The 22,442-nt window shown below is 72.6% G+C and carries 17 protein-coding genes and 1 pseudogene; 10 read left to right on the top strand and 8 right to left on the bottom strand.

Annotated features, from left to right (window positions below; all coding sequences use genetic code 11):
- Positions 1–24 precede the first annotated feature (24 nt).
- The 4 genes from ACIA8L_RS21650 to ACIA8L_RS21635 are packed head-to-tail and all read right to left on the bottom strand — an operon-like array spanning position 25 to position 3,615.
- Positions 25–414, bottom strand: a complete 390-nt coding sequence (locus ACIA8L_RS21650; protein WP_395907132.1) for a hypothetical protein — start codon at positions 412–414, stop codon at positions 25–27.
- 47 nt (positions 415–461) lie between these two features.
- Entirely contained in the window at positions 462–1,433 is a 972-nt protein-coding gene (locus ACIA8L_RS21645; RefSeq protein WP_395907130.1) for a hypothetical protein, read from the bottom strand.
- On the bottom strand, positions 1,426–2,745 hold the full coding sequence (locus ACIA8L_RS21640) for an MFS transporter (protein ID WP_395907128.1): 1,320 nt from the start codon (positions 2,743–2,745) through the stop codon (positions 1,426–1,428). Before ACIA8L_RS21640 ends, ACIA8L_RS21645 begins: the two co-directional genes overlap by 8 nt.
- Positions 2,746–2,766: 21 nt before the next feature.
- The gene (locus ACIA8L_RS21635) at positions 2,767–3,615 is read right to left on the bottom strand and encodes an alkaline phosphatase family protein (protein ID WP_395907126.1); all 849 of its coding nucleotides are present in this window, start codon (positions 3,613–3,615) and stop codon (positions 2,767–2,769) included.
- Positions 3,616–3,831: 216 nt separating this feature from the next.
- Between ACIA8L_RS21635 and ACIA8L_RS21630 the strand changes: the two genes are divergently transcribed.
- Complete coding sequence (locus tag ACIA8L_RS21630) at positions 3,832–5,034, top strand: MFS transporter (RefSeq protein ID WP_395907124.1); 1,203 nt, start codon at positions 3,832–3,834, stop codon at positions 5,032–5,034.
- Here the strand turns inward: ACIA8L_RS21630 and ACIA8L_RS21625 are convergent.
- Together ACIA8L_RS21625 and ACIA8L_RS21620 are read right to left on the bottom strand one after the other, a co-directional pair.
- Entirely contained in the window at positions 4,955–6,886 is a 1,932-nt protein-coding gene (locus ACIA8L_RS21625; protein ID WP_395907122.1) for an Hsp70 family protein, read from the bottom strand. The two genes, ACIA8L_RS21630 and ACIA8L_RS21625, sit on opposite strands and share 80 nt — an antisense overlap.
- A gap of 60 nt (positions 6,887–6,946) precedes the next feature.
- Positions 6,947–7,939, bottom strand: a complete 993-nt coding sequence (locus tag ACIA8L_RS21620; RefSeq protein WP_395907120.1) for a threonine aldolase family protein — start codon at positions 7,937–7,939, stop codon at positions 6,947–6,949.
- Positions 7,940–8,137: 198 nt separating this feature from the next.
- Between ACIA8L_RS21620 and ACIA8L_RS21615 the strand changes: the two genes are divergently transcribed.
- From ACIA8L_RS21615 to ACIA8L_RS21590, 6 genes and pseudogenes are all read left to right on the top strand, one after another.
- Positions 8,138–9,397: a DUF2314 domain-containing protein gene (locus ACIA8L_RS21615; protein WP_395907118.1), complete on the top strand. Its 1,260-nt coding sequence runs from the start codon at positions 8,138–8,140 to the stop codon at positions 9,395–9,397.
- A 37-nt stretch (positions 9,398–9,434) separates the two neighbouring features.
- Positions 9,435–11,486, top strand: a complete 2,052-nt coding sequence (locus ACIA8L_RS21610) for a methyl-accepting chemotaxis protein (RefSeq protein ID WP_395907116.1) — start codon at positions 9,435–9,437, stop codon at positions 11,484–11,486.
- A gap of 37 nt (positions 11,487–11,523) precedes the next feature.
- Positions 11,524–12,246: pseudogene (locus ACIA8L_RS21605) on the top strand (transposase); the annotation flags it as partial.
- A gap of 461 nt (positions 12,247–12,707) precedes the next feature.
- Complete coding sequence (locus tag ACIA8L_RS21600) at positions 12,708–12,974, top strand: hypothetical protein (RefSeq protein ID WP_395907114.1); 267 nt, start codon at positions 12,708–12,710, stop codon at positions 12,972–12,974.
- 3 nt (positions 12,975–12,977) lie between these two features.
- Positions 12,978–13,202, top strand: a complete 225-nt coding sequence (locus ACIA8L_RS21595) for a helix-turn-helix transcriptional regulator (protein ID WP_395907112.1) — start codon at positions 12,978–12,980, stop codon at positions 13,200–13,202.
- Positions 13,199–14,158, top strand: coding sequence for an NAD(P)-dependent alcohol dehydrogenase (locus ACIA8L_RS21590; RefSeq protein ID WP_395907110.1), 960 nt, complete (start codon positions 13,199–13,201; stop codon positions 14,156–14,158). Before ACIA8L_RS21595 ends, ACIA8L_RS21590 begins: the two co-directional genes overlap by 4 nt.
- Before the next feature lie 50 nt (positions 14,159–14,208).
- On the opposite strand, the gene ACIA8L_RS21585 is transcribed toward ACIA8L_RS21590, so the two are convergent.
- Positions 14,209–14,862: a hypothetical protein gene (locus ACIA8L_RS21585; RefSeq protein ID WP_395907108.1), complete on the bottom strand. Its 654-nt coding sequence runs from the start codon at positions 14,860–14,862 to the stop codon at positions 14,209–14,211.
- Between the two features lie 328 nt (positions 14,863–15,190).
- Between ACIA8L_RS21585 and ACIA8L_RS21580 the strand changes: the two genes are divergently transcribed.
- Complete coding sequence (locus tag ACIA8L_RS21580) at positions 15,191–16,201, top strand: molybdopterin-dependent oxidoreductase (RefSeq protein WP_395907106.1); 1,011 nt, start codon at positions 15,191–15,193, stop codon at positions 16,199–16,201.
- A 57-nt stretch (positions 16,202–16,258) separates the two neighbouring features.
- On the opposite strand, the gene ACIA8L_RS21575 is transcribed toward ACIA8L_RS21580, so the two are convergent.
- Complete coding sequence (locus tag ACIA8L_RS21575) at positions 16,259–19,885, bottom strand: SpoIIE family protein phosphatase (RefSeq protein WP_395907104.1); 3,627 nt, start codon at positions 19,883–19,885, stop codon at positions 16,259–16,261.
- 59 nt (positions 19,886–19,944) lie between these two features.
- Here ACIA8L_RS21575 and ACIA8L_RS21570 point away from each other — a divergent pair, with 59 nt between their 5' ends.
- Together ACIA8L_RS21570 and ACIA8L_RS21565 are read left to right on the top strand one after the other, a co-directional pair.
- Entirely contained in the window at positions 19,945–21,564 is a 1,620-nt protein-coding gene (locus tag ACIA8L_RS21570; RefSeq protein ID WP_395907102.1) for an AMP-binding protein, read from the top strand.
- Positions 21,565–21,692: 128 nt separating this feature from the next.
- Positions 21,693–22,358, top strand: coding sequence for a GntR family transcriptional regulator (locus ACIA8L_RS21565; protein WP_395907100.1), 666 nt, complete (start codon positions 21,693–21,695; stop codon positions 22,356–22,358).
- Positions 22,359–22,442 lie beyond the last annotated feature (84 nt).

Below are 22,442 nucleotides of genomic sequence, written 5' to 3'. Positions count from 1 at the left end.
TCGGCCCGGCCGCCGGTCGGGCCGTCAGCGCGTCGCGGGCTGCTGGCTGTCGTCGAGCAGGGCGTAGAGCAGTGTGCCGAGGACCAGGAGGGTGCCGCCGAACACGGCCCAGCCCAGAGCCAGGCCGGCGATGACGACGACGGCGCACTGGATGATCATCGCCACGAACGCCATCTTGCGGGCGTGCCGGTCGCGGGCGGCCGCGGCGGCCAGCCCGGCGGCGAGGACGACGAGGAACAGGGCCAGGACGACCCCGCCGACCTTGAGCGCGGCCTGCGCGACGGACGGGTCGGTGCCGGCCATCGACATGGAGTAGGCGTCGATGACACCGCCGAGCGCGAACAGGGTGACGCCGATGACCAGGCCCTCCAGCAGGATGCCCACGGCCGCGATGAGCAGTGCCAGGGTTCGCATCCGGACAAGTTACTACCTGGTAGGGCGCTGCTCAAGGGTTTCGATCGCTATGGGACGGACGCCGGTGACTCGGCCTCCGGGATGAGGATCGCCGGGGTGCCGGTGCCGTCGGCCTCGGCGGACCAGACGTCGGCGTGGCCCTGGCCGCGGGGGAGCGCGTACATGACCGTGGTGTCATCCAGCCAGGCGATCTGGTCGTCGACGGAGCGGGTCTCGGTGAGGACCGTCGTGCGCTGGGTGGCGAGGTCCAGCACGGCCGGGCGCCAGCCCTTCGCCGGGTCGCCGCCGACGGCCTGCTTGAACGCGATCCGGGTGCCGTCCGGCGACAGCGACGGGCACTCGACGTTCTCGGCGACGGTCGTCACGGTGCGGGCGGTGAGGTCGCCGCGGACGAGGTACCGGTGCCCGGCCGTCGACATCGTGGCGTAGAACGTGTTGTCGTCTTCCGCGAAGGTGACGCCCCAGTAGTTGACGTCGGCGGCCTGATACGGGCGGCCGTCCCGGGTGAGCGCGTACGACTCGAGGGTGTCGGCGAGGAGGTTCCCGGTCCGCGTGTCGAGGACCCCGACCCTGGTCGAGAACCGCCCGCCGTTGTACGAGTCGCCGGTCACGAACGCCGTCCAGGTGATGAGGCGGCCGTCGGCGGAGACCCGGGCCCGGTTGGGCACGCCGACCAGCGGGTACGTGTCGCGCTCGGCGAGGCTCCGGTCCAGGATCGCGACCTGGTAGGTGGCGAGGGGGCCGTCGGGCCGCAGGCAGATCACGGTCCCGGCGGCCGCATACGCCCGGTCGCAGGTGACGCTCGAGGTCTTCCGGGTCTCGCCCTGGACGAGGGCGAGGTGCCCGGTCGATCCGGGGGCGGTGCTGCGCACCAGGATGCGGTGCCGGCCCGGCCCGACGTCGACGGCCTCGGTCGCGGTGGCATCGGCGTCGCCGCGGTGCGCGGCCGCGTGGATGTATCCGCCCGCCCCGGCGGCGAGGAGCGCGACGGCGATCGACGTTGATAAGATCTTACGCATTTTTTGTCGTACCGGTCCGGAAAATAGAGGTCACGAGGAGGAGGGCGAGGACGGCGGTCGCGGCGGCGGTGAGGAGTGCCGGCTCCGGGCCCCACAGCTGCCACGCCAGCCCGAACAGGATGGAGGAGCCCAGATATGCGATGGACTGCCCGCTCTGCACCAGCGCGATCCCGGTCGTCCGCAGTGCCTCCGGGAGCAGCGGCCCGGCCAGGGCCATCAGCACCCCGTCGGTGGCCGCGTAGAACGTCCCATACAGGGCGACCGTCACCACGAGCGCGCCCGTCCCCGTGCCGCCCGTGCCCAGGGTGACGTAGACGGCGGCGAGGGCGGCGAACCCGCTCACGTAGACCCGCACCCGCCCGACCCGGTCGGCGAGGTGCCCCAGCGGCACGGCGAGGAGGAGATAGACGAGATTGGTGCCGACGGCCAGGAGCGGAAACCAGCCCGCGGCCAGGCGGTGGTGCCGTTGCAGCAGGAGGTACACGAACCCGTCGCCGATCGTGGCCAGGCCCATGACGGCGGCGGCGAGCACGACGAGGCGGCACTCGCGCCGGGCCAGGAGCGCGGCCGCGGCCCGGATCGAAACCCTCGCCGTCGCGGGCTGGTCCGGGCCGGTGGTGCTGCCCGGTGGCGTCTTGCCCGGCGCCGACGCCGGCGGTGGCGGTGGCGGCGAGGGAGGTGGCGTCGGCCACGCCGGGCCGCGGTGGTCGGGGACGTAGGTGGCCAGGACGAACACGCCCAGTGCGGCGATGCCGAAGCTGGTCACGAAGACGGCGTCGAACGAGTGGGCCGAGGCGCCGAGGACCGCGACCGCGGCCAAGGGGCCGGCGAACGCTCCGGCGCTGTCCATCGCGCGGTGGACGCCGAACGCCCGGCCCAGGTGGTTCGGGGGCGTGGACAGGGTGATCAGGGCGTCGCGCGGGGCGGTGCGCAGGCCCTTGCCGGCCCGGTCGGCGACGATGACCGCGCTCAAGAGGGGGACGGAGGAGCCGGCGGCCAGGAGGGCCAGTTTGGCCAGGGCGGAGACGGTGTAGCCGGTGGCGGCCACGGCTTTGCGGCGGCGGACGCGGTCGGCGACGTAGCCGCCGACCAGGCGCAGGAGGGCGGTCGCGCCCGTGTAGAGGCCGTCGATGACGCCGTAGCCGAGGGGGCCCAGGTGCAGGGTCAGCATCAGGTACAGGGGGAGGATCGCCGTGACCATCTCCGACGAGATGTCCGTGATCAGGCTGACCGTGCCCAGGGCCAGGACCGTCGTGGCGACACGGGCGTTGCGGGAACGCCCGGGCCCGGGGCCGGCCGCGGGGGTGTCCACTGTGGAGAGGTACACGGGCGGTCAGGTCCAGATGTCGGTGATGGGGGACAGGTTGGCGGCGGCGTTGAGGCCGGGCAGGCCGTAGGCGGCCTCGATGGTGCGCAGGACGCTGTAGTGGTTGATCTTCCCGGGGTAGGAGCCGGGTTCGACCCGGGCGCCGGCGAAGACCGTGAAGATCTGGTTGACGGCCAGGTGGTTGTCCTCGTCGAAGGTGACGATCAGCAGGCTGTTGTGCGTCTTCGCCCACCGCGCGTACGCGTCGAGGTTGGTGCGCAGCCACGAGTCGCCGGTGCCGACCGGGCAGTCGTGCATGTCGTTGCACATGTCCGGCGTGACGAACGCGACCGTCGGCAGCGACGCGAAGTCGGCCGGGGACGGGAAGCTCGCGAACGTCCGGTTCGACGTCGCGGTGACGCTCGAGAAGTTCGCCCAACTGTTGTGTTTGCGCTGGTAGGTGCCGCTGACGCAGCCGGTGTAGCCGTCCGCCGGCATCGACTCCGAGTAGCCCGTGAACGTCAGGCCGGCCCCGGCCAGCTGCGCGTGCAGGTTCGGGCCGGTGAACCGCTGCGGGCAGTCGTTGCTGGTCACACCCTGCGTGGAGCCGGAGAACAACGCGATGTAGTTCGGCTGGCTCGGATGCGTGATCGCGTAGGACCGGGTGAATGTCGCACCCTGATCGGCGAGAGCGTTGAGGTACGGGGCGTCGGCGGCCCCGCGGATCTGCGCATACGCCCGGTTCTCGAACATCACCAGGACGATGTGGTCGAAACGCGGCACCCCCGATGCGGCCGGCTCCCGCGGCGCCGCGGCGGTCAGGCCGGTCGCGACGAGCACGACGGTCGCCAGCGCCAGCACCACCCTGATCCACATGTACCGGCCCCCGTTCGCGATCGCCACAACCTTGGAATACGTATGAACGGCCCCGAGCGTTTAACCACTGGCCCGGCGAGTCTGGACCGGCGTAGCGTGCACCCCATGACAGCCATCGCCCGCACCGTGTCCCGCGGTGCCCCGGTGGCCGCTCGCACGACTCGCTGATCGCCGCGCCGCCGGGGGCCGCTCCACCGCGTCCCAGGAGCGAAGCCCGTGCGCCCGTATGGCGTGTTCCTGCTCGTCTCGGGGGTCGGCGCGTTCGGTTCGTCGTGCGCGTACACCCTCAACGTGCTCTTCCAGATCCAGGTCGTCGGGCTCGGGCCGCTCGGGCTCGTCCTCGTCGGCACGGTGCTCGAGGGCGTGTACCTCCTCGCGCAGGTGCCGATGGGGCTGCTCGCCGACGCGCGCGGGCGGCGGCTGCCCGTGCTGCTCGGCGTGTTCCTGACCGGCGCCGGCACCGTCCTGCAGGGTGCGGTGCCGACCCTCGCCGCGACCCTGGCCGGCACCGCGCTGTGGGGGGCCGGCGCGGCCTGCTTCGACGGCGCGTTCGAGGCGTGGGCGGCCGACGAGCTCGGCGAGGACCGGATCGGCGCCGCCCTGACCCGCGGCGCCCAGCTCGGCCAGGCCGCGACCGTCGCCGGCATGCTCACCGCGGCCGCCCTCGCCACCGTCCGCCCGGCCCTGCCGATGCTCGTGGGCGGCGCGGCCTGGCTGCTGCTCGGGCTCGTCCTGCTGCCCGCGCTCCGCTCCGGCTTCGTGCCCGCGCCCCGCTCCGGCTCCCGCGGCGGCGGCCCGCGCTGGGCGCCCGGCGTGCGCACCCTCGCACTGGCGACACTGTTCGTCGCGCTCGGCCGGGAGGGCTTCGATCGGCTCGGGCCGGATCATGTGCTCACGACAGTACCGTCGACGGCTCCTGCCCCGTGGTTCTCCACCTTGGCGATCGTCACCATCGTCGCCGCCATCCCGCTGACCCGGCTGCTCCGGTCCTTGCCCGGCGGCGGCCGCGCCCTCGCCGCGGTGCTGGCCGTGCAGGTGGCGGCGATGGCGGTGTTCGCGCTCAGCACGTCGTTCTTCGTTGCGGCCTTTTCGCTGGTACTGGCCGGGGCCCTGCGAGCCGCCGCCGATCCACTGTGGACGACGTGGCTCGTTGCCCAAACCACGGCCGCCGAGCGGGCCACGGTCCTGTCGGCGGTCGGCACGGTCGGTGCGCTCGGCGAGATCGCGGGCGGGCCACCGGCGGGCTGGCTGGGCCGACGCTTCTCCGTCGCCCGGTCACTGCTCGCGTGCGCGGCGGTCACGGCACCGGCGGTGCTCGTCCTCGGCCTCGACGGCGGGTTCAGGACCGGGGGGCGACGTTCCACAGGCGGACCGCGCCGTCCGCGCCGGCCGAGGCCAGGATCGCGCCGTCGGGGGTGAAGCCGAGCGCTCGGACCGCGCCGTCGTGCCCGTCGAGGGTGTGCACGTGGGCGCCGGAGGCCGGGTCCCACAGGCGGATCGTCGAGTCCAGGCCGGCACTGGCCAGCAGCGTCCCGGCCGGGTCGAACGCGACGGCGGTCACCGGGTCCGTGTGCCCGGTCAGGGTGCGGCCGGGCCCCGCGTCGTCCCACAGCCGGACCGTCCCGTCGGCCCCGGCGCTGGCCACGACCCGGGCCCCGAACGCCACGCCGAGCACCGCCCCGCGATGCCCGGCCAGGACCGAACCGCCCTGCGGCAGCACCGGATCGCCCGGGTGCATCGTGACCCGCCCGCCGTCGTCGCCGGTGAGCAGCACCGAACCGTCGCGGCTGTATGCGAGCGCGTGCAGCTGGGCGCCTCCGTCCGGGCGGTCGGCGTACACCCGGGCATCGATGAGATCGAAGATCCTGATCGCACCGTCCCGGCCGGCGGTGGCCAGCAGCCGCCCCGCCGGGTGGAACGCCAGCGCCGCCGGGCCGCCCGGGTCGGCGTCGTAGACGTTGCGGCGGCGCCCCTCGTCGGTGTGCCAGACCTTCACCGTCCGTGCGGGCCGGCGGGGGTGACCTCCGGCCGAGGCGACGAGGGTACCGTCGGGACTGAACGCGACCGCCCGGACCGGCCCGTCATGATCCGTGAGCGTGTGCCGGATCTGCGCCGACTCGATGTCCCAGATCCGCACCTTGCGATCGTCGCCACCGGCCGCGAGGAGCCGCCCGTCCGGGCTCACCGCGATCGCGTTCACGGGTGGCGCCTTGCGCACGATCCCACCGGGGGAGAACGTGCGCAGCAGCGCCGGCTTGATCCGCGGCCGGGCCAGCGACGGCGGAGCGATCGCACCTGACCGCGCCGCCGGCCGCACACTGCCGCAGGCGACCGCGAGGTCGGGGTTCTCGCCGACGATCGGCTCGATCCGCAACCCCTGCCGCAGCAGCTCCGCCGCGAGGGGCGTCCGGCTGACCCCGCCGGCCATGAACACCGCCGCGATCTCCTGCGGCGTGACGAGGGCCTCCCGCAGCACGCCGACCGCGCACTCGACCGTCTTGTGCAACAACGGCCGGGCGAGCTGCTCGAACTCGTCGCGGTGGACGGTGACCGGCCCGGAGAACGGCACGTACAGCTCGGCCGACGGCTTGCTCGACAGCTCCTCACGGGCGGCCCGGGCCGAATGCCACAGCCGCAGCCGGGCCGCCGCCTCCTCCGGCCCCCGCGGCCGGTCCAGCCGCTCCCACGCCGGATCACCGCCGGTCCGATGCCGCGCGAGCCGGATCAACCCGGCGTCGAGATCGAGCCCGCCGGCGTCGAGCAGCCCACCGGCCGCGGCGATGGTGAGCCCGTCCGCCGCCTGGCGCACGACTGTCACGTCGAGGCTGGCCGCGCCGAGGTCGTAGACGACGAGGCAGCTCCCGTCGGGCACGCGGTGGCCGAGGACGGCGGTGCAGTATCGGGCGGCCGCGATGGGCTCGGCCACGAAGGCCGGCTCGCCGAGCCCGGCCAGCCGCGCCCCGTCGGCCAGCACCCGCCGGCGATCGGCCCGCCAGGCCGCGGGATGCGTGAGGATGACACTGAACTCCGAAATATCGAGATTCGTCGGAGTTGTCGCCTTCTGACTGATTTCCCGGCCACCCCGCTCCCGCCGCATCTCGGCGGCGACCCGAGCGAGCAGCGAAGCGACCAGCTCAGGCTCATCGAACCCGGCCGCGGGCAGGTCGGAGTCGAACCGGCGCGGCCTGATCCCCCCGTCCGGCCCGGCCACCGCCGCGACGGTGGTGGCCGCCCCGATGTCGATGCCGAGCCGGGGCCCCACTGAGGTCACGAGCTCAATCTATGGATACGGACCCGCGCCGGGCATCAGCCGCTCGGGCCGTTCCCCGGATCATCCGATGAACGCTGTGTGAAGCACGCGAGCGAACGCGTCGACGTCGCCCTGCGTCGTGTCGAACGAGGTCATGAACCGCCGAGGCGGCCCGGAATCCCCGGGCAGCGTGGCGAAGACGGCGTTCGTCCGCACCGGCAGCGCGATCGAGGCTCCGGGCACCCCGGCGATGACCTCCGCGACCCGTCCGGCCATCAGGTTGGCGTGCGCCGCGTTGGTCAGCCAGAGCTCTCCGTCCAGCAACGCCACGAACTGCGCGGCCACGAAGCGGCCCTTCGACAGCAGCTGCATGGCCTGTTTCTGGATGTGCCGCCGCGGCCCGGCGAGGGCCGGGTCGAGGAAGATCACGGCGTCGGCGGCGAGGGCGCCGTTCTTGGTGCCGCCGAGGGACACGATGTCGGCGCCGGTGGCGGCTTGGGCGAGGCCGGTGCCGAGGGCGGCGGCGGCGTTGGCGAGCCGGGCGCCGTCGATGTGCAGGCGCAGGCCGTGTTCGCGGGCGGTGGCGGCGATGGCCCGGAGCTCGGCGATGGAGTACACGGTGCCGAGTTCGGTCGGTTGGGCGATCGACACGGCTCGGGGGATGGGGGAGTGCGGCGGGTCGCCGGCCCGGGCGAAGGCGGTGACCTGGTCCGGGGTCAGGCGGCCGTCGGCGGTGGGGACAATGGTCAGGCGGGCGCCGGTGAAGCGCTCGGGGGCGGCGCATTCGTCGGCGGCGATGTGGGCGGATTCGGCGCAGAGGGCGGTTTCGTATGGGCGCAGCAGGGCGGCCAGGGCGATGACGTTGGCGGCGGTGCCGGTCACGGCGAACACCGTTTCGGCGGCCGGGGTGAAGTGGGTGCGGATGAGAGTTTCGGCGCGGGCGGTCAGGGGGTCGGTGCCGTAGGACGGCGTGTGGCCCTGGTTGGCGTCGGCGATCGCGGCCAGGACCTGCGGGTGTATGCCGGCCGTGTTGTCGCTGACCAGATACGTCATCGGGAGGGCCGGATACGCCATCGGAGCAGCGTACCCGGCGCCCGGGGGTGCGCACCGGACGGCCGGGCCGTCCACAATGGAGCGGAGTTCGGGGGCTGGTCCGCGGTTCGGCGAGTGTTCTCGACCGGGGGCGGCGACGGGCACCTGTTGCTCGCGATACTCATGCGGCGACGCGGGCTCGAAGGAGTACCCATCAAGGCTCGCGCATAAGATGTGCCGGTGGAAATCGTGCTCAGCGTGCCCGAGAACGTGATGGCCACCTATGTCGTGGCGACCACCCGCCCACCCGCCGACCCGGTCGCGGCCGCCCGGGACGCCGCCGGGCGGGTCGTGGGGCCGCTGCGGGAGGCGGTGCTGAAGATGCTCGACGGGCCGCTGATGTCGGTGACGGTCGTGCCGGCCGGGGACGCGCCGCCGCTGCCGATCGACCACCTGCGGATCTTCGGCGCCCAGGCCGAGGGGCTGCGGGCGATCCTCGACGCCACGCACTACGTCGTCTGTCAGGCGGTGTTCGGGGCCGGCTGGCCGCCCGCGCACGAGTGGCACGCCCGCGCGGTCGCGGCCGGGATCGCCGCCGACACCGGCGGCACGCTCGTCGACCTGTTCACGCCGCAGATCCTCGACCCGGCGGCCGCCCTCGCGTCGTTGCCGGGGCCGGACGGGCGGTCGCTGTTCAGTGCCTGGGTCGCGGTACCACAGTCGACCGGGGATCGGGGCCTGTGGATGACGACCCGGGGGCTGGGCCGGTTCGGGCTGCCGGAGCTGCAGGTCCTCGACGTCCCGCCGACCCTGGCCCGGGCCTGGACGAGCGCGCTGACCGGGCTGGCCCGGGCGCTGGTGGTGCGGTGGGCGCAGGCGGTCGAGCGGGCCCGGGGCGAGGCGTTCGTGCGCATCCCGCACGACCTGACCGTGACCGAGGCCGACGCCGTCTTCGCCTACGGGTCGATCCCCGGGCCGGACGCCGGGCAGCGCTCGGCGCTGGTGCAGCTGCGGCTCGACGTGGACGACCCGGACCTGGACGCGGTGCTGACCGTCGTGCCGCCGGACGGGTTCAGCTTCTCGGCCGGGGAGTTCCTGGCCCGCGTGGCCGCCGAGCTGTTCGGGGTGGAGTCGACGTCGGTGCGGCACGCGCCGGACGACGAGCGGATGCAGGCCGCGGTGGCCACCGCCCGGGAGGCGCTGCCGCAGGCCCGGACCCGGTTCCTGGCCGGGGAGTTCGGCCAGGACCAGCACCTGATCGTCAAGCACCGGCTGACCCGGGGCGAGGCGACGGAGCTGATCTGGTCGACGGTGACGCTGTGGCCGGACGCGCGGCGGCTGCACGGGGTGAGCATGTCCGACGCCGAGATCGACCCGGCGGTGCGCACCGGGCGGCCGACGGTCGTCCGCGAGCCCGAGGTCGTCGACTGGGGCGTCTGGGTCGACGGGGAGGGCATCGTCGAGGGCGGCTGGACGAACGCGGTCCTCGCCGGGGAGTGACGCTCAGGTTGGCCGTCCGCGTGCCGAACAGCATGAGGTGGGACTCCAGGGACGGCGGCGGTTCGCGCGCCGCCTGCTGCCGGTGGCCGCGGCCCTGGCCGGGCTGACCGTGGCGTTCCTGGTGATGCAGATGATCACCACGAGCGCGTTCGAGCAGCTCGAGGCCCGGCAGGTGGCGCAGGACGCGGACCGGATCCGGATCGGTCTGGACGCCCAGGCGCAGCTGCTGACGTCGTTCGGCGCCACGAACGCGGTCTGGGACAACTCGTACCAGGACGTCGCCGGCTCCGACCAGGCCGGCTTCACCGCCGACCTGCCGCCGAGCGCCCAGCTGGAGGTCAACGACATCGACGCGCTCCTCGGCGTCGGGGCCGACGGCACGCTGCGGGTCGGCGGCATGACCAGCACCGGCGACACGTTCCTGCCCCCGCCGCCGCAGCTGCGCGACCCGGCGGTGCTGCGCACGCTGTTCGACCCGGCCAAGCCGGCCGGGGAGGCGATCTGCGGGATCGTGTCGGCCGACGCGCCGTACCTCTTCTGCGGTGTCCCCACCTATCCGACCAGCGGCGAGGGCACCCCGTCCGGTGGCCTGCTCATGTTCAAGCGCCTCGACGCCGACCGGGTCGCCACCCTCGGCCGGGCCATCGACCTGCCGATCGCGCTCGCCGCGCGGGCCCGCCCGGGGGTCGCGGCCCAGCCGCGGCGGCAGAGCCAGCTCGGGACCGTCGCCATCGCCACCGTCGTCACCGGCGCCCACCACATCGCGATGGACGCCACCATCGCCACCGTCAACGGCGGGCAGGTGGTCCTCGAGGTCGTGGCGGCGCGGCCGATTCACGCGGCGGCCAGCAGTACCGCCGTGAAACTGTTCGTGTTCGTCGCCGCCGCCACCGTCGTGCTCGTCGCGCTCATGCTGTGGTCGGTGCGGGCGGCACTGCGCCGCCGGGTCGGGCCGCTGCGGCGCACCACCGAGGAGATCATCCGCTCCGGCGACAAGCTGCTGCGGGTGCGCCCCGAAGGCACTGACGACATCGCCGAGCTCGGCCGGGCCATCGACGAGATGCTCGACGCGATGCATCAGCAGGAGGTGCGGCTGCAGCAGGAGCGGGCGGCCAAGGAGAGCCAGCTGATGACCACGAACGTGCGGCAGCAGCTGGCCGAGCAGACGGTACGGCGGCGGGCCGGGGAGGTGATCGACGACACCAGCGCCGGCGTGCTGAGCGAGCTGCGCAACGTCATGGCCCAGGCCGACGAGGTGATGGGGGCGGCCGACGCGATCGAGCGGCAGGCGGCCGACGCCGACCGGGTCACCCGCGGCCTCGTCGAACGGGCCGGTGACGCCGGCGGGGTCCTCGACGCCGTCAACGCCAGCCTCGGCCGGGTCGACGGGATCGCGAACCTGATCGCCGGGGTCGCCGGGCAGACGAACCTCCTGGCCCTCAACGCCACCATCGAGGCGGCCCGGGCCGGTGAGGCCGGCCGCGGGTTCAGCGTCGTCGCCGGCGAGGTCAAGAACCTGGCGTCGCGGACGAAGGACTCCACCGCCGAGATCACCGCGACCGTCTCCGCGCTCGGGTCCGACACCGGCGCCATGTCCGGCGTCATCACCGACATGAGCGAGGGCGTCCACGCGGTCGGTGCCGTCACCGCCGACCTGACCGGTGTCGCCGCCCGGCAGCGGGACTCGGTGCGGCAGCTCGTCGGCAGCGTCCGCGAGGCGATCGCCCGGATCGAGAACCTGGCCCAGGTCACCGACCGGCTCGAACGGCGCCAGCACAGCCGGGCCGCGGTCGAGGGGAAGGTCAGCGTCCGGCACAACGGCCGCGACATCGAGGGGGACCTGCTTGACTTGTCCGTCAGCGGGCTGCGCTGCGGGTTCAAGGAGGGGCTGCGGCCGCCGCTCGCGGCCGAGCTCGATCTGACGCTGCACCTGGGCCCGCACGAGCTGCACCTGCCCGGCCGGGCCGTGCGGCACATCGACGCCGACGACCATGACGAGCTCGGGGTGCAGTTCGCGGACCCGAGCCCGGAGCAGGTGGCGCAGATCGGCGCCTACATCCAGACGCTGCTGGCGCCGACCGCCACGTAGAACAAAGTTCCAGCGCACGAACAAAGTTCTGGCCCGCGAACTGACGCTGGTTGCGGAGCATCGGCGTGGTCACGGCGCGATGTATGACGGGCTGAACCAGGGCCGGATCGACGTCGAACGGCTGCGTACGGCCCTGGCCGGGCTCGGGTTGCCGCGGGCGCGGGACGGGCGGTTGATGCTCGCGGTCGATGTCAGTTCGTGGCTGCGGCCGGACGCGGCGACGAGCCCGGACCGGTTGTTCTGCCACGTCCACGGTCGTGGCCGCAACGCCGATCAGTACATTCCGGGCTGGCCGTACTCGTTCATCGCCGCCCTCGAGTCGGGCCGGGCGTCGTGGACGGCGGTCCTCGACGCGGTCCGGCTGGGACCGGACGACGACGTCGCCGAGGTCACCGCCGCGCAGGTCCGTGCCGTGGTGGGCCGCCTCGTGACGGGCGGGCAGTGGCGTGCCGGCGACCCGGATGTGCTGCTCGTGTTCGACGCCGGGTACGACCTGGCCCGGCTGGCGTTCCTCCTCGCCGATCTGCCGGTCGAGGTCCTGGGCAGAATCCGCGCCGACCGGGTCCTGCGACTGCCCGTCGCGGCCCGGGAACCCGGTTCGAACGGACGGCCGTCCAAGCACGGCAGGGAGTTCCGGCTCGCTGACGCCGACACCTGGTCCGACCCGGCGGTGATCACATCGACCGCCACGACCCGCTACGGCACCGCGATCGCCATCGGCTGGGATCGGCTGGCAACGTCGGCCACCGTCAACACCGCGCAATCAACGTCGACCATTGTCAACACCGCGCAATCAACGTCGACCATTGTCAACACCGCGCAATCAACGTCGACGATTGTCAACACCGGGCAGTCAACGTTGACCACTGTCAGGTCACGCGATCAGCACCACGCCATCGACGTCGACCATGACCCGGGCGGCCCGCGTCAGGCACGTCGGCCGGCGCTTGGGGCGGGTGGCGTGTGGGTTGACGGTTGGATGTGTAAAGAATCCTTGACACGGTGTCGCGATCGCTTTACCTTCTTGGTGTCGAAGATGTTTGACATCGGAGTTGGAGTGGAGGGTGGATCGCTGTGTCCTACCTGGAGAAGCGGGCCTGGATTTATGCCGTTGTCGCGGTTGTGGTGCCGGTCGTCTACGCGATCGTGCTGGTCGCTCGGGCGCCGGCGGGCGGGCTGGCTGGGAGTGACTACACGCGGGCGCTGACGATCGCGGTCGGCGTGTCGATTGTGCTCAATGGGGTTGCCGGGGCGCTCGCGGGCGGGAGCGGGAAACGGGAGGCCGCCGACGAGCGGGACCGGGCGATCGGGCAGCGTGGCGAGTACATCGGGTTCTACGTCATGAGCATCGCCGCGATCGTGCCGCTGGGGCTGGCGATGCGTGAGGCGCCGTACTTCTGGATCGCGAACTCCCTCTACCTGTCGTTCACGCTGGCGGCGCTGGTGTCGGCGGTCGTGAAGATCGTCGCGTATCGGCGGGGGATGTAACCCGTGGGCAAGCCGACCCGCGTCACGAACTCGATCCGGGCACTGCGCTTCGCGCACAACGAAATGACGCAAGCGGAACTGGCGGCCCGCATCGGTGTCACCCGGCAGACCATCAACGCGATCGAGCAGGGAAAGTACTCCCCCACGCTGGAAGCCGCTTTTCAGATCGCGCGGGCGTTCGCAGTACCACTGGAAACCGTTTTTCAATATCCGGAGGAGGAGCCGTGAGAGCCATCGTCCGGGCGCGATATGGGGCGCCGCTCGAGGTCCAGGACGTTGCCGTGCCGGAGATCGGGGCCCGCGAGGTGCTCGTCGAGGTCCGGGCGGCCGGGGTCGACCAGGGTGTGTGGCATCTGGCGACGGGCCGGCCGTATGCGATCCGGGCGGCCGGGTTCGGACTGCTCCGGCCGAAGCTGGCGGGGCTCGGGATGGACGTGGCCGGGGTCGTCGCCGCGGTCGGCGCGGAGGTGACCCGGCTGCGCCCCGGCGACGCGGTGTTCGGGGTCGGCGACGCGACGTTCGCCGAGTTCGCCAAGTCCGACGAGGACCGCCTCGCCCGCAAGCCTGACAACGTCTCGTTCGTCCAGGCCGGGGCGGCCGCCTGCTCGGGCCTGGCGGCGCTGCAGGGCCTGCGCGACAAGGGCCGGCTGCGGGCCGGGCAGCGGGCGTTGGTCCTGGGCGCGGGCGGTGCGGTCGGCTCGTTCGCGGTACAGATGGCGAAGCACCTCGGCGCGGAGGTCACCGGCGTGTGCTCGGCCGCGAAGATGGACCTCGTCCGGTCGCTGGGCGCGGCGCATGTCGTCGACTACGCGGCGGCCGAACCACAGGGCACCTGGGACGTCATCCTCGACACCGGCGGCGGCCGCTCACTGCCGGCCCTGCGCCGCCTGCTGACCCCGACCGGCACGCTCGTCATCGTCGGCTCGGAGCAGGGCGGCGGGCAGTGGCTGCAGGGCAGCGACCGCCAGCTGCGGGCGGGCCTGCTCAACCCCTTCACCCGCCAGCGGCTGACCGGCCTGATGTCGAAGCCCGCACCAGAGCCCTTGGACACGCTGCGGCAATGGATGGCCGATGCCGCGGTGATACCCGCCATCGACCGCACATTTCCGCTTGCCGACGCCGCCAAGGCCATCGAACACCTGCGTGCCGGCCACCCGGGCGGCAAGATCGCCCTCACCGTCTGACGCCGCGCCAGCGGCACGGACATCAACGTCCGTCGTCAACCCGCCGCCCCTTACCGCGGGAGCCGGCGAGCGAACCTATCGGCCAGTTGCAGCATGGCGCCGTCCCGGCTCTGTCCGTGCGGGAGCGACATCGCCGCGTGGACCGCCTGCCACACCCGCCGGTCTTCGGCCGCCGCCTGGGTTTTGCGTTCGCGGGAGCGCTGCAGCGACGCGGCCATCGTGCGCAGCGCCGCCGTACCGGCAGCGGGAAGCACCGCGACGCCGGCGGTGACGATGCCGATCGCGAGACTCCCGAAGAACGCCAGCAGCACGCCGAGGACGGCCAGGATAAAGGTCAGCACGGCGGCGACCAGCATCGAGAAGAACAGCACGCGTTCCCGTGCCCGCAGGTCTCGAGCGTCCTGCTCCGCCAGCTCCGCCGCGGTTCGAATGTCGGCCTCCAAGCGGTGCAGGAACGCATCCGCCTGCGGCACGGACATCGCTGTTCCGGCCGGTTCGCCGTCCGCGGCCGACGCGACGGACCCGTCATCGGCCGCCTGCGATACCGGGTCGTCGGTGCCGACCTCGGACCCTCCGGCCGACCGGGACGCCACCAACGCGCGACGCGCGACATCGTCGATCGACGGTGCCGGGTTCCCGGCCGACACGGCGGCCCAGATTCGGGCCAGCAGGTCGAGCAGCCGCAGCATGAGCCGGGTCCACAAACGGGAAAGCGTCGAGGTCGACGCGTTCGGCCGGGCCGAGACCCGGATCGCGAGCCGTCCGAGAAGGCTGTCCTCCGGCAGTGTGGCTGGGTCGAACGCTCTCGGCCGCGATCCCGGCCCATTGATCGACGTCACCGTGAGACTCTCTGATAGTCGTCATGGAGCAGTCTGCGGCCGATCGGCTCCGCTCGCTGTCTTCCAGGGGACAACCCGTGCGACAGATCTTCGACGAACCGGCCTGCGCCCGTTGACACGTGGCCGCGTGCGGGCGGCCGAGCGCGTCGGGTCGGGACCTCGCATCTTCTGCTGTACGCGTTAACGTCGTCGCATGGGCGTACGGCTCCGGACCAGACAGGGTGGCCGGCGGGTCGACCTCGTGCTGGGACTCCTGCTGCTGGCCGGGGTCGCGACCGGCCTCGGCGCCAACACCGTCGGCGTCGACTGGCCGCTCGACCTCATCCAGCTGCACGCCGCCGGCGCGCTGGCCATGCTGCTGGTGGCACCGTGGAAGTACGTGGTGATCCGTCGCGGTCTGCGGCGGCCCGGGCGGCGCCCGGCCGTGAAATGGCTGTCGATCACGCTCGCGTTCCTCGTCCTCACCACCATCGCCAGCGGCCTGATCCACTCGACCGGCCACCTCGAGGACGTCGGCCCGTTGACACTCATGCAGATCCACGTCGGTGCCGCGGTGACCGCGCTCGCCGTCCTCGCCGCCCACTTCGGCACGCATGTCGTGCGGCCACGCCGCGCCGACGTCGACCGCCGGGCAGTGCTCCGGCTCGCCGCCCTGACGGCGGGAACCGCAGCCGTGACCACGATCTGGGACAGAGGACCCGGCGCCGGCCGGCGGTTCACCGGGTCCGTGCCCAAGCCCGATCTGCTCGTGACATCGTGGCTCGACGACAGTGTCCAGCGCATCGACCCGGCACATTGGACGCTGCGAGTCGGCCCGACCGCATTCGACCTCAACGCCCTGCACGACCTTCCACACGAGCGGTTCACCGCCGTGCTCGACTGCACCAGCGGCTGGTACAGCGAACAGCAGTGGGACGGCGTGCGGCTCAGCGTCCTGCTCGCGGCGGCGGGAGTACCCCGCAACGGCTGGCGCAGCGTCGAGGCCCGCTCAGCAACCGGCTACAGCCGCTGGTTCGGCGCCGCTACGCTCACCGACGTCTGGCTGGTGACCGGCGTCGCCGGCCGGCCGTTGTCATACGGCCACGGCTTTCCGGCCCGCATCGTCGCACCCGGCCGCCGCGGCTTCTGGTGGGTCAAATGGGTCACGTCCATCCAGCCGTCAGCACGACCGCCCTGGGCGCAGCCGGTGTTCCCCCTCACCTGAACCGGCCGCCGGATCTGCTCGCCGGCCGGGCCCGCCGGCCAGCGGGTCGGCCTGCCGCTACGACACGGCCCGCATGCACCAGACGGCTTTGCCGTCGGCGGTCGGGCGGGTGCCCCAGCGGTCGCACAGGGAGGCGACCAGTTGCAGGCCGCGGCCGTGTTCGTCGTCCGGGGACGGGCGTTGTTTGCGGGGGAGGTAGGGGGCGGTGTCGTGCAGTTCCAGGACGACGTGGGTCTGGGTGCGGCGGAGGCGGAGCTGGATCGGGGGGCGGCCGTGCAGGACGGCGTTCGCGGTCAGTTCGCTCACGACCAGGACCATGTCGTCGACGATGCGGGGTGGGGCGTTCCAGCGGCGCAAGGTTGTGTCGACCAGGCGGCGGGCGTCGCGGACCGCGCGTTCGTGGGCCGGGATGTGCTGGATCACCGACTGTTCCTCGCCGGGCTCGCCGACGACGCGGGTCATCAGCAGCGTGATGTCGTCGTCGGGGCCGTCCGGCAGGAGGTGGGCGACGAGGCGGTCGGGGGCGTCGGACAGCGGGCCCCGCAGGTCGCCGACGAGCGCGGCCAGGGCGAAGATGCCCGCGTCCAGGTCGCGGTCGCGGTGCTCGACCAGGCCGTCGGTGTAGAGGGTGAGCAGGGCGCCGACCGGGAGTTCGACGCGCTCCTCGGCCAGTGTGAGCGGGCCGGTGCCCAGAGGCGGTCCCGATGAGGTCAGCGGGCGGGGGGCGGTGCCGGGCAGGAGCAGCAGCGGCGGGAGGTGCCCGGCGTTGGCGTAGGTCAGGCTGCGCTCGCCCGGGTCGTAGACGGCGTAGACGCAGGTGACGATCTGGTCCTCGCCCAGGTCGCGCACGACGCCGTCGAGGTACTCCAGGACGTCGGCCGGGGGCAGGTCCAGGCGGGCGTAGGCGCGCACGGCCGCGCGGAGCTGGCCCATCACCGCGGCCGCCTGGACGCCGCGGCCCATCACGTCGCCCATGACGAGGGCGGTGCGGTCGGCGCCGAGCTCGATGACGTCGTACCAGTCGCCGCCGACCTGGGTGCCGGCCACGCCCGGGCGGTAGTAGGCGGCCAGTTCCAGGTGCTCGGGGGCCAGGGTGACCGGGGGCAGGAGGCTGCGCTGCAGCTGGTCGGCGATGCTGTGCTCGCGGGCGGCGGCCTCCTGGGCGGCGGCCGCGGCGGCGATGGCCTGCTCGGCGGTGCGCTGCTCGGTGATGTCCTGGTTGGAGCCGCGCAGCCGTAGGGGGTGGCCGGCCGGGTCGCGTTCGAGCTCGCCGATGGTGCGGAAGACGCGGACGGTACCGTCGGCCATGCGCACCCGGGACTCGTAGTCCAGCGGCGCACCACCCGCGGCGGCGTCGATCGCGGCGTCGACCCGGTCGCGGTCGCCGGGCAGGACCCGGCTGTTGATGACGTTGCGGCCGTGCTCGTCGAGCAGCTCCTCGGGGGTGACGGCGAACTGGCGCAGGAACTCCTCGGAGCCGCGGATGTCGCCGGTGGCCAGGTCCAGCTCCCACGAGCCGACCGCCGCCAGGCGCTGCGCCTGGTCGAGCAGCTCCCGGTTGCGTTGCAGCTCGTCGCGGGTGCGCCGGATGCGGTCGAACTCGAGGTTGGCCCGGACCCGGGCCCGCAGCTCCCGGGCGCTGAACGGCTTGACCAGGTAGTCGTCGGCGCCGGCGTCGAGGCCCTCGATGGTCGCCTCGTCGCCGGCCCGGGCCGACAGGACGATAACCGGCAGGTGGCCGAAGCCGTCCTCGGCGCGGATGGCGGCGATGAGCCCGAAGCCGTCGAGGTTGGGCATCATCACGTCGGTGAGCACCAGATCCGGCGCCTCCGCGCGCAGCCGCCGCAGGGCCTCCACGCCGTCGGCCGCCTCGACGACCTGGTAGTCGGCGCCGAGGACGCGGCGGATGTACTCGCGCATGTCCGCGTTGTCGTCGACGACCAGGACCCTCGGCCCGGCCGGGTCGGACGCCGCCGGTGCCACGAACGTGGCGGGGGCACCGACCATCCGTTCGACTTCGGCGAGGTATCCGGGCACATGCGGTACCACCGTGGAATCTGCTGTTGGAAGCACTGGGCCGGCGCCGAATGGGACCCGGACGGTGAACGTGGAGCCCTGGCCCGGGGCACTGCGCACGCCCACCGAGCCGTCGTGCAGGGCGGTCAGCTCGGCGACCAGGGCCAGGCCGATCCCGGAGCCTTCGTGGGTGCGGGCCTGGACGCCCTGGACGCGGTGGAAGCGGTCGAAGAGGCGGGCCTGGTCGGCGGGGTCGATGCCGACGCCGGTGTCGGTGACGGCGAGCTCGACGTCGTCGTCGGTCGACGAGAGGCGAACGGTGATCGTGCCCGTGAACGTGAACTTGAGCGCGTTCGACAGGAGGTTGAGCACGATCTTGGCCCACATCTCGCGGTCCGCGTACACGGGGCGCGGCAGCGGCGGGCAGTCGATCTCGATGCGCAGCGCCGCCCGGGCCGCGGCCTCGGCGAACAGCCCGGCCAGCTCGGCGGTGAGCCGGGCCAGGTCGAGCGGCTCCCGGTGCGGCTCCAGGCGGCCGGACTCCAGCTGCGAGAAGTCCAGCAGGGTGTTGACCAGCTTGAGCAGCCGTTCGGCGTTGCGGTGGACGACCTCGACCCGGGACCGCTGCACCGGCGGCAGCGGCCGCGCCTGGTCGGCCAGGGCGTCCTCGGCCGGGCCGAGCAGCAGCGTGAGCGGGGTGCGGAACTCGTGGCTGACGTTGGTGAAGAACGCGGTCTTGGCCCGGTCGAGCTCGGCGAGGCTCTCGGCCCGCTGCCGCTCGCTGTCGTAGGCGCGGGCGGCGGCGAGGCGGTCGGCGATCTGCCCGGCGACAAGGTCGACGAAGCCGCTGTAGACGTCGTCGAAGGGCCGGTAGCGGTTGAGTCCGGCGACCAGGAACCCGTAGTGGCCCAGGGGTACGACCCGGGCCGCGGAGGGCGGCTCGTCCCAGGCGCCGCTGGGCAGCCCGGACAGGCCGCCGACGGTGTGCGCGGCGCCGTCCGGAGCCGGCCACAGCGCGGGGTCGGTGCACGGGTGACCGGCGGGGACGCCGGTGGAGCAGGTCAGCACGGGCTCGTCGTCGGCGTCGTACAGGTACACCAGCGAAAATGGCAGGTCGTCCGAGCGGGCGCCGAGCGCTCCCGCGACCGCGGTCCACAGCTCCGTCTCACTCTGTGTCGTGCCCAGGTCGCGCAGGGTGGTCACGCGGCGTTCGGCGATGACGCGGTCGGTGTCCTCGCTGACGACGCACAGCATGCCGGCGATCGTGCCGTCGTCGTCGGTGAGCGGGCTGTAGGAGAAGGTGTGATAGGTCTCCTCGGTGTACCCGGCCCGGCTCAGGAACAGCCGCAGCGCCTCGTCCCAGGTCGCCTCGCCGGTGTCGATGACGCCGCGGATGCGCGGGCCGATGTCGGGCCAGATTTCCGCCCACACCTCGCTCGCCGGCCTTCCCAGGGCCCACGGGTACTTCTTGCCGAGCGTGTCGCGCCTGTATGCGTCGTTGCACAGGAACGTCAGCTCCGGCCCCCACGCCATCCACATCGCGAAGCGGGAGCCCAGCATGATGCGCACCGCCGAGCGCAGGCTCGGCGGCCACGCCGCCTGCGGCCCGAGCGGTGTGGCCGCCCAGTCGACCGCCGCCAGGTCGCGGCTGACCTCCGTGTCGCCCATCCGTCCCAGCTTAGGCAACATAATGCGTTTCCTGCAGTGCGGTGGCATCGTTGCTGGGCATGACACAGTTGTCTTACTCCGTCGGGTCCGCCGACGGGCCGATGCTGGGTGAGACCATCGGCGCCAACCTCGACCGCACCGCCGCCCGCGTCCCCGACGCCGACGCCCTCGTCGACGTCCCCACCGGCCGGCGCTGGACCTACCGCGAGTTCGCCGCCGACGTCGACGGGGTCGCCCGGGGCCTGCTCGCCCGCGGGATCGCCAAGGGCGACCGGGTCGGGATCTGGGCCCCGAACTGTCCGGAGTGGACGATCCTGCAGTACGCCACGGCCAAGATCGGGGCGATCCTGGTCAACATCAACCCGGCCTACCGCACCCACGAGCTCGCGTACGTCCTCGAGCAGGCCGGTGTGGGTCTGCTGGTCGCGGCCGAGCGCCTCAAGGCCTCCGACTACCGCGCCATGGTCACCGAGGTCCGGCCGGGCCTGGCCGACGTGATCTTCATCGATTCACCCGACTGGGCGTCCCTCTTCACAGACCAAGCCGCCGCATCGGTACTGCATGAGCGTGCGTCCCAGCTCGCGTTCGACGACCCGATCAACATCCAGTACACCTCCGGCACCACCGGGTTCCCGAAGGGCGCGACCCTGTCGCACCACAACATTCTCAACAATGGCTTCTTCGTCGCCGAGACCCAGGGCTGGACCGAGGCCGACCGGGTCTGCCTGCCGGTGCCGTTCTACCACTGCTTCGGCATGGTCATGGGCAACCTCGGCGCGACCACGCACGGCGCCTGCATGGTGATCCCGGCGCGGGCGTTCGATCCGGCCGCGACCCTTTCGGCAGTACAACTGGAGCATTGCACTGTGCTGTACGGCGTGCCGACGATGTTCATCGCCGAGCTCGCGCTGCCGGATTTCGCCGCCTACGACCTGTCCACGTTGCGGACCGGGGTCATGGCCGGGTCGCCGTGCCCCGTGCACGTCATGAAGCGGGTCATCGCCGACATGGGCATGGCCGAGGTGACGATCTGCTACGGCATGACCGAGACGTCGCCGGTGTCGACGCAGACGGCCCGCGACGACGACCTGGAGCGGCGGGTCGCGACGGTCGGGCGGGTCGGCCCGCACCTCGAGGTGAAGATCATCGACCCGCAGACCGGGCTGCTGGTGCCGCGGGGCGTCGCCGGGGAGCTGTGCACGCGGGGGTACAGCGTCATGCTCGGCTACTGGCGCCAGCCCGACGCCACCGCCGAGGCCGTCGACGCGGCCCGCTGGATGCACACGGGCGATCTGGCGACGATGGACGACGGCGGATACGTCAACATCGTCGGGCGGATCAAGGACCTGGTGATCCGCGGCGGCGAGAACGTCTATCCGCGCGAGGTCGAGGAGTTCCTCTACGGCCACCCCGACATCGTCGACGTGCAGGTCATCGGCGTGCCCGACGAGCGCTTCGGCGAGGAGCTGATGGCCTGGGTGCGGCTGCGCAACGGGGCCGAGCCGCTGACCGCCGCGGCCGTGCGGGCCTACTGCGAGGGGCGGCTGGCGCATTACAAGATCCCGCGGTACGTCAAGATCGTCGATGAGTTTCCGATGACCGTGACCGGCAAGATCCGCAAGGTCGAGATGCGGGCGGTGTCGGCGCGGGAGCTGGGTCTTACGATGACTGACTCATGAGACGGCGCACCGCCGGTGGTGCGGCCGCCCCCGTTGCAATCGGTCGCACCACCGGCCTGCTCCATCGTATATGATCTATCGTATATGATTGTGGGCCCGGGTGGTCCTGTCAAGAGTGGATGTGGCACGTGCACCCTGAGCCGTCCAAGCACGAGCTGGCCTACCGGGCGATCCGGGAGCGCATCATCGACGGCCGGTTCGGCCCGGGCAAGCGCCTCGTGCTGAGCAGTCTGGCCCGGGAGCTGGACGTGTCGCCGGTGCCGGTGCGGGAGGCGATCCGCCGCCTGGAGGCGGAGGGGCTGGTGCACTTCGAGCGCAACGTCGGTGCCCGGGTGGCAACGTTGCAGGACGACGAGTGGGAGCAGCTCGTCGAGATGCTGGCGCTGCTGGACGGCTTCGCGTTCGCCCTGGCCGCGACCCGCGTGAAGGTGTCGGACCTGGCCGAGGCGCGGGGGTTCAACGGGCAGCTGCGGGCGGTGGCGTCGGCCGAGCAGATCGACCACGCCCTGGTCATGGCGCTGCACCGGCAGTTTCACCGGGCCCTGTACCGCTGCTGCGGCAACCGCTATGTCGTCGAGTCCCTCGACACGATCTGGGACCGGATCGACGCGTCGCGGGTCCTGGCGACGTTGTATCCGGCACTGCGGCTGGCGACGGCCGTCGAGGAGCACGACGCGCTGCTGGACCGCCTGGATCGGGGCGAGGACGACTCGTCGGTCCTGGAGGCGTGCGCGCGCGAGCACAATCTGAACGCGATCCGCACGATCCGCAAGAACGCGGCCCTGGAGAATTAGAAGACCGGCATCCACGGGGGAAGATGCCGGTCTCGTGTTCGACTATACGACGCGGTTGCGTGTCCTGCCAGTGGCAGTTTGCTG

It is taken from the genome of Dactylosporangium sp. NPDC051541 (assembly GCF_044454505.1).
GTDB lineage: Bacteria > Actinomycetota > Actinomycetes > Mycobacteriales > Micromonosporaceae > Dactylosporangium.
This window is presented reverse-complemented; position numbering and strand designations above follow the sequence as displayed.

Coding starts and splice junctions, on each gene's coding strand:
- ACIA8L_RS21650 (WP_395907132.1), bottom strand. CDS start 414: ATGCGAACCCTGGCACTGCTCATCGCGGCCGTGGGCATCCTGCTGGAG.
- ACIA8L_RS21645 (WP_395907130.1), bottom strand. CDS start 1,433: ATGCGTAAGATCTTATCAACGTCGATCGCCGTCGCGCTCCTCGCCGCC.
- ACIA8L_RS21635 (WP_395907126.1), bottom strand. CDS start 3,615: ATGTGGATCAGGGTGGTGCTGGCGCTGGCGACCGTCGTGCTCGTCGCG.
- ACIA8L_RS21620 (WP_395907120.1), bottom strand. CDS start 7,939: ATGGCGTATCCGGCCCTCCCGATGACGTATCTGGTCAGCGACAACACG.
- ACIA8L_RS21580 (WP_395907106.1), top strand. CDS start 15,191: ATGGGCGTACGGCTCCGGACCAGACAGGGTGGCCGGCGGGTCGACCTC.
- ACIA8L_RS21575 (WP_395907104.1), bottom strand. CDS start 19,885: ATGGGCGACACGGAGGTCAGCCGCGACCTGGCGGCGGTCGACTGGGCG.
- ACIA8L_RS21570 (WP_395907102.1), top strand. CDS start 19,945: ATGACACAGTTGTCTTACTCCGTCGGGTCCGCCGACGGGCCGATGCTG.